The 4105-nt window shown below is 28.6% G+C and carries 5 protein-coding genes; all 5 read right to left on the minus strand.

Translation table 11 applies throughout. The annotated features are described in order from the left end of the window. On the minus strand, positions 1–314 hold a 314-nt coding region (locus EZH24_RS08180), incomplete at its 3' end, for an Hsp70 family protein (RefSeq protein ID WP_153227231.1). 53 nt (positions 315–367) lie between these two features. Continuing rightward, positions 368–568: a hypothetical protein gene (locus EZH24_RS08185; RefSeq protein WP_021957751.1), complete on the minus strand. Its 201-nt coding sequence runs from the start codon at positions 566–568 to the stop codon at positions 368–370. 67 nt (positions 569–635) lie between these two features. Continuing rightward, on the minus strand, positions 636–1256 hold the full coding sequence (locus tag EZH24_RS08190; protein WP_137998653.1) for a nucleotide exchange factor GrpE: 621 nt from the start codon (positions 1254–1256) through the stop codon (positions 636–638). 259 nt (positions 1257–1515) lie between these two features. Beyond that, positions 1516–2892, minus strand: a complete 1377-nt coding sequence (dnaA, locus tag EZH24_RS08195) for a chromosomal replication initiator protein DnaA (protein ID WP_137998654.1) — start codon at positions 2890–2892, stop codon at positions 1516–1518. A 126-nt stretch (positions 2893–3018) separates the two neighbouring features. Next, the gene (locus tag EZH24_RS08200; protein WP_137998655.1) at positions 3019–3723 is read right to left on the minus strand and encodes a gamma-glutamyl-gamma-aminobutyrate hydrolase family protein; all 705 of its coding nucleotides are present in this window, start codon (positions 3721–3723) and stop codon (positions 3019–3021) included. Positions 3724–4105 lie beyond the last annotated feature (382 nt).

Below are 4105 nucleotides of genomic sequence, written 5' to 3' on the forward strand. Positions count from 1 at the left end.
CCTTCCAAAGTTTTTATTTTTACTTTTCCGTCTTCTTCCAAAACGGTATAAGGCATTCTCGAGCGCTCTTCCGTCACTTCGTTATAAGTGTTTCCCATAAAACGCTTTATTGAAAATATAGTGTTTTCTGGGTTCGTTACCATTTGGTTTTTAGCGGGTTGTCCCACCAAAATCTCGCCTTTATTCGTAAAAGCTACAATCGAAGGAGTAGTTCTGTTTCCTTCGCTATTCGTTATAACTACGGGTTTTCCGCCTTCCATTACGGATACGCATGAATTCGTAGTTCCCAAATCTATTCCTATTATTTTACTCATTGTATTATCTCCTTAATTAATCAAAATTTTTTTTAATATATTTCGTTCTAATTCTAATCTTTAGTCAGAACGCTTACAATATATTCCGTGTGACCGTTTCCCAAATGAGAAGTATTAAGGTCCACATTTATTACTTCCCTATTCTCGATATGCTTATTAATCTTATCCGTTAAATCTTGTAAAACGGTATTAATATGCTGTCTGTCCGCCGCTTTCGGCTCGTAATAAGCTCTAAAAAGTTGAATATGCGCCATAAAAATCTCCTGTTTTTAATTTATTTTTTATTTAATTTATTATTTTAATTTTTTTACAATTCTAATTTTATTCTTTCGCTTTCGGTTTTCCAACTATAACTTTAGCCGTTCGCAAAAGCTCATCGTTTAATTTATATCCTTTAGCGTAAACTTCCACAATTTTTTCATGCTCGCAGTCGGGAATTTCAACCATAGTCAAAGCCTCATGCAAATTAGGATTAAATTCTTCTCCCAAACATTCGATTTCTTCCACTCCGTTATCATGAATAAAATCTATAAACTGTTTATGTATCAATTCTATTCCTTTGTAATATTCGCTGTTTTGAATATCGTTATTATTTTCTCCCGCTTTTATCGCCCTCTCGAAATTATCCATGAAGTTCAAAAGAGACAATAACAAATCTTTATTCGCTCTCTTTATAGTGTCGATTTTTTCTTTCGCCGCTCGCTTTCTAATATTTTCCATTTCCGCCATAGCTCGCATATATTTATCTTTCAAATCTGCGTTTTGATTTTCAAGTTCTTCAATTTTTTTATTCAATTCGTTTTCTTTATCGTTTTTATTTTCTTCGTTATAGTTTTCTTTATTATTTTTTAATTCTTCTTCGGTTTCAATATTTTCATCCGTTTTATTAGCTTCGTTTATTTCTTGCAATTCTTCGCTATTTTCCATTTTTGATTCTTCCATTTAATTGCACATCTCCTTTCAAATCATTATTTATTTATATTTTTAATTTTATCAATTTTTTCTTAAAATCTTTACGATATATTAATATGCAATAAATATGCCAATTATTCCAATTAATATTTAAGAAAAATGAAGTATTTTTAATTAATTTTATCGAAATTTATAATAAATCATAGAATTAGTAAACATAATAAATATAAATTGTATTATTATTAAACTTCAAAATATATGCACTATGTATTATTTTAATACATAGCCTTTAACTATGATTAAAACTTGATATTATTTGGTCTATTTCCAGCGACAAATGGGAATTAGATTTCAATTCTTCTCTGATTTTATCTCTTCCATGAATTACGGAAGCATGGTCTCTATTAAAATCCAAACCTATTTCGGTGACGGATTTTTTTGAATATTCGCATGCCAAATACATTGCGACATGTCTCGCTTTAGATATAAATTTAGTTCTGTCTTTGCTGTCGAGTAAAGAAATTTCAATTCCGTAATAATCCGAAACTCGTTTTTTAATTTCTCTAACCGTCGCGTTTTGTAATTTTGGTTTGCTCGTAAAATAATCTTTAAAAATATTCATCTCATCGCATTGACTGACATTCGGAGTAATTTTCATTATATCTCTAACCGACAAATAACTTTTTATAGCTCCTTCGATTTTTCTCACATCGGTTGTAATATTTTCCGCCATATATTTCATAATCTCTTTGTCAATGGAAGTATTCAAATCTTTAACTTTTCTCTCGATAATTGCAAGCCGCGTTTCGTATTGCGGAGGTTCTATCTGCCAAATCAAACTTTGCTCGAATCTATTTTTTAATCTCGCTTCGATATTTCTCAATTCTTTTGGAGGCTTGTCGCTTACGAATACCATCTGTTTTCCCGCGTTATACAAAACCTGAAAAATTTCAAAAAGTTCCTTTGAAGTTTCTTGAGCGCTTTCAAGAAGTTGTAAATCGTCAAGCAAAAACATATCGAGAGATTTATACTTTCTTTTGAAAATATCGGGCTTTTTAATTTGAAGTCCATGAATATATTCGTCTCTGAAACCGCTTCCTTCTATATAAAGAATTTTCGCGTTTTTGTTTATTTCCAAATAATTATTTCCAATAGCCTGAAGTATATGAGTTTTACCAATTCCAACGCTTCCGTAAATATATAGCGGATTATATTCCGTTCCAGGTTTTGACGAAACCAATTTTGCGAGTTCAAAAATATGTCTGTTGTTATTGCCGTAAATAAAATTATCGAATCTAAATTCTTTCTTCAAATTTGTTAAATTATATTTATCAATTTTTTTTTCAGAATTAACATTATTAATCGTATTTTCTCTTATATCTTCTTTAATTTCTTTTTTAATATTATTTTCTTTAATAAAATCCGCGTCCACTACAATTTTAATATCAATATCGTTTTCGCATTTTTCTTTAAAAAAATCTTCAATTCTTTTAAGAAAATCTTTTTTGATATGAGTGGCGGCAAAATCGCCCGAACAAACTATAGTCGGATTGTTATTTTCATCGATTATAAAAGCGGAACTTTCAAGCAAAGTAATCGCGTTATATTCTTCTTTTTTTTCTAAAATTTCTAAAAATTCATTCCAATAATTTTTAAGTCTCTCCATTTATTAAAACCCGATATTTTTTAATTATTTAGTAATTTGAATAATTTATAATCTATTAAATGAAATATTGTTTTTATTATATATTAAAAATCTAAAATATCAATAACGCATATAACAAATTAAAAATTATTTGCAAATATCTACAAACATAGAAAATATATTTTGCATTTTTTCGTCTTTTTCCGTCATACATTCGGGATGCCATTGAACGCCCAATATAAATCTGTCTTTTTTCTTATATTCTATCGATTCTATTATTCCATCATTTGCCGTAGATGTGATTTTAAAATCTTTGGAAAGTTTATCTATAGCCTGATGATGAAAACTGTTTACTTCGGCGCTTTTTCCAAAAATATCGAAAATTACGGAATCTTTTTTTATTTTAATTTTATGAGTGGCAACATCTCTCGGAGCGGTTTGAGAATGAAGAATTTTCGTATTTTTTTGCGAATTAATATCTTGTATCAAAGTTCCTCCGAAAAAAACATTAATAAGCTGTATTCCTCTGCAAATTCCAAATATAGGTTTATTTTTTTCAAAAGAATGTTTCATAATCAAAAAATCGAAATCGTCTCTCTCTTTTGATATTTCGCCGATTTTAAGGTTTGGCTCTTCGTTAAATTTAAATGGATGAATATCGACTCCGCCCGTCATTATAACGCCACCGACATTTTCAATCATTTTTTTTATTATATTTTCGTCTTCGCATATTGGCATTACAAAAGGAATTCCGCCCGCCCGAACGACAGAGTCAACATAAGTTCGATTTACGAAAGCCTTTTCAATAGAACCTTCCGACAAAATGCTTCCAGATATTCCAATTATATTCATTTTAAATTCCAAATTATTATTATTTTTTCATTATTTTTATGAATGATTTTACACACAAAAAATATATTTTACAAGTTTAATTTATAGATCTTATGATTTATAGGTATTGACATTTTTTATCAAATATGCTATAATTTTACTAAATTGATAGAATTATTAAAAACTAAAAAAAGAGAGTTTGAAAAATGAGCGGATATAAATTCTACAATACAATACAATACAATACAATACAATACAATACAATACAAGCCATTATTATATAATTGGCTATTTTTTCATTGCAAAATTAAAAAATTATTTCGGACATTTAAACGCTACTTTTGGCGTAAATTATTACTAACTATTGAGGAGATAACTCTATGAAATCTAAAAGTAAAAATTT

The organism is Brachyspira catarrhinii (assembly GCF_005518285.1).
Lineage (GTDB): Bacteria > Spirochaetota > Brachyspiria > Brachyspirales > Brachyspiraceae > Brachyspira > Brachyspira catarrhinii.

Coding starts and splice junctions, on each gene's coding strand:
- EZH24_RS08200 (WP_137998655.1), bottom strand. CDS start 3,723: ATGAATATAATTGGAATATCTGGAAGCATTTTGTCGGAAGGTTCTATT.
- dnaA (WP_137998654.1), bottom strand. CDS start 2,892: ATGGAGAGACTTAAAAATTATTGGAATGAATTTTTAGAAATTTTAGAA.
- EZH24_RS08185 (WP_021957751.1), bottom strand. CDS start 568: ATGGCGCATATTCAACTTTTTAGAGCTTATTACGAGCCGAAAGCGGCG.
- EZH24_RS08190 (WP_137998653.1), bottom strand. CDS start 1,256: ATGGAAGAATCAAAAATGGAAAATAGCGAAGAATTGCAAGAAATAAAC.